This is a genomic window from Falsiroseomonas oryzae (genome assembly GCF_027856955.1).
Classification (GTDB): domain Bacteria; phylum Pseudomonadota; class Alphaproteobacteria; order Acetobacterales; family Acetobacteraceae; genus Falsiroseomonas; species Falsiroseomonas oryzae.
The window spans coordinates 1-2,320 of the sequence record NZ_JAPSMD010000639.1 but is presented as its reverse complement, the minus strand read 5'-3'; the positions used below and the strand labels follow the sequence as shown (position 1 = coordinate 2,320).

The 2,320-nt window shown below is 72.9% G+C and carries 3 protein-coding genes and 1 pseudogene; 3 read left to right on the top strand and 1 reads right to left on the bottom strand.

Annotated elements, in window-relative coordinates; translation table 11 throughout:
- The 3 genes from OZN99_RS30000 to OZN99_RS29990 all read left to right on the top strand — a co-directional run.
- A partial coding sequence (locus OZN99_RS30000) for a GNAT family N-acetyltransferase (RefSeq protein WP_270938872.1) occupies positions 1–531 on the top strand: 531 nt, incomplete at its 5' end.
- A 59-nt stretch (positions 532–590) separates the two neighbouring features.
- On the top strand, positions 591–944 hold the full coding sequence (locus OZN99_RS29995) for a nuclear transport factor 2 family protein (protein WP_270938871.1): 354 nt from the start codon (positions 591–593) through the stop codon (positions 942–944).
- Positions 945–1,092: 148 nt separating this feature from the next.
- Entirely contained in the window at positions 1,093–2,097 is a 1,005-nt protein-coding gene (locus OZN99_RS29990; RefSeq protein ID WP_270938870.1) for a sensor histidine kinase, read from the top strand.
- Between the two features lie 34 nt (positions 2,098–2,131).
- On the opposite strand, the pseudogene OZN99_RS29985 reads toward OZN99_RS29990, so the two are convergent.
- Positions 2,132–2,320, bottom strand: a pseudogene (locus OZN99_RS29985) (hypothetical protein); the annotation flags it as partial.

Here is a 2,320-nt window from a genome sequence, read left to right as displayed (position 1 = left end):
GTGGCGCTGCGGCTGCGCAGCGCGGGGCCGGCGGATGCCGCCGCCCTCGCCGCGCTGCACCTGGCCTCCTGGCGCGATGCCTATCGCGGCGTGCTGGACGACGCCTTCCTCGACGGGCCGCTCGAGGCGATCCTCGCGGCGCATTGGCCGGCGATGCTGGCGCCGCCGCGCCGCCAGGGCGCGGTGGTGCTGGCCAGCATCGCCGGGGAGCCCGCGGGCTTCGTCGCCGTCTGGCGCTACGGGCGCGTCGCCCACATCGACAACCTGCATGTCCGGCCTGGCCTGCGCGGGGCCGGGATCGGCCGAGCCCTGCTCGTCCATGCCCTGCGGCGCATGCAGGCGCGCGGCTGCGTCGCCGCGGACCTGCTCGTCTTCGCCCGCAACGCCGGCGCGCTGCGCTTCTATCGTGCGCTGGGCGCCGAGGTCGGGCCTGAGCACCTGGGCGAGACCTTCGGCCAGCGCGTCGCCGAGCATCGCTGCGCCTGGGCTGACATCGCCGCGCTGATCGCCGCGGCGGAGCGACGATCGTGATGGCAGCCGCCGCGCCGGCGCGTCAGACTGGCCCTGCCTGACACCCAGGGAGGGTTACCATGACGACGCGCGAGATCGCCGAGGCCTTCGCCGCGCTGTGCAAGGCCGGCCAGCACCAGGAGGCCGGGCTGCGCTTCTGGTCGGACGATATCGTCAGCCGCGAGGCGATGGACGGCCCGATGGCCGAGCTCCGCGGCCGGGACGCGGTGAAGGCCAAGAGCGACTGGTGGGAAGCCAACCACGAGGTGCATGGCGGCAGCACCGAAGGCCCCTTCGTCAACGGCGACGGCTTCGCGCTGATCTTCGAGCTGGACGTGACGGCGAAGCAGACCGGCCAGCGCATGCAGATGAAGGAGGTCGCGCTCTACACCGTGCGCGACGGCAAGGTGGTGGAGGAGCGCTTCTTCTACTGACGCTCGGACCCTGTCCGGCGGCTGCCGCGGGCCGGCGACGCCCCCGCGTGATGCTGGCCAGGCCGATCCGGGCGCCACCAGGATGTCAGCAACGCGGTTGGGGCCTTCCCGGTCCATAACGGGCGTTTCGGCGGTGGGACGATCCTGAATGCTGCGGCACAGCACGACACCACCAGTGTGGACCGCCAAGCACCTGCGCATCGCCACGGACGCGGCCGGCGTCGCCCTCTGGTCGTGGAACGTCGACACGGACGAGATCGCCCTGGACGAGCGTGCGCACGCCATGTGGGGCGTGCCCGCCAGCGACGGGCCGGTCACCTTCGAGGACCTTTCCGCGCGCATCCACCCCGAGGATCTCGACAGGGTGAGGGCCGCGTTCAGGGCGACGCGCGACATCCTGGGCGGCTACGAGATCGACTTCCGCATCCTGCACGGTGCGGGTCTCCGGTGGGTTTCCGCGCGCGGGCGCGGCAGCGACCAGGGCATTGTCGGCCGCGTCATGTTCGGCGTCTTCCTCGACGTCAGCGAGCGGAAGATGGCCGAGGAGGCCCGCGAGCTGCTCGCCGGCGAGATGAGCCACCGCGTCAAGAACCTGTTCGCCATCGCCTGTGCGCTGACCCGGATTGCCTCGCGCTCGGCGGCGACGCCGGCAGAGATGGCGGATGATCTGACGCGGCGGCTGACCGCGCTCTCGCAGGCCCACGAACTCGTCCGCCCCACGCTCGCCCGGCAGAAGAAGGCGACGCGGCTCGGTGATCTGCTGGCCGTCCTGCTCGACGCCTACGACGACAAGGGCGCCGTCGGGACTCGCATCCGCGTCGGCGTGCCGGAGGTGCTGGTCGGCGAGGCATCGGTCACGACGTTGGCCCTGGTGGTGCACGAACTGGCGACGAATTCGATCAAGTACGGCGCCCTCTCGCAGGCGGGCGGCACGCTGGATGTGACATGCAGCGTGGATGACGCCGACGTCGTGATGGTCTGGACGGAGAGGGGCGGTCCGCCCGTGGCCGTGGCCGAGGGGCAGGCAGGCTTCGGCAGCCGGCTGGTCACGCGGAGCGTCACCGAGCAGCTCGGCGGCTCGATCGCCTTCGACTGGCCGACCGAGGGCGTGGTCGTCACGCTGCGCATGCGGAAGGCCCGTCTCGGCGCCTGAGGCTGCGGGGGACGGCCGCCGCGGTCCCGCGCCGCTACCCGCGGCCGGACTTGGCGTACGGCGATGCGGTGCGCGCCGGCGCCGTCCCCTGCCGCGGCAGCGCCGCCAGCATCGCCGCCAGAGGCAGCAGCCAGGCGATGCGCGCCTGGTAGCGGTGATGCGGCGCCGAGAGTGCGCCGGTCGCGGCGGCATTCGCCAGCACGGCCAGCACCGCGCCGGCCAG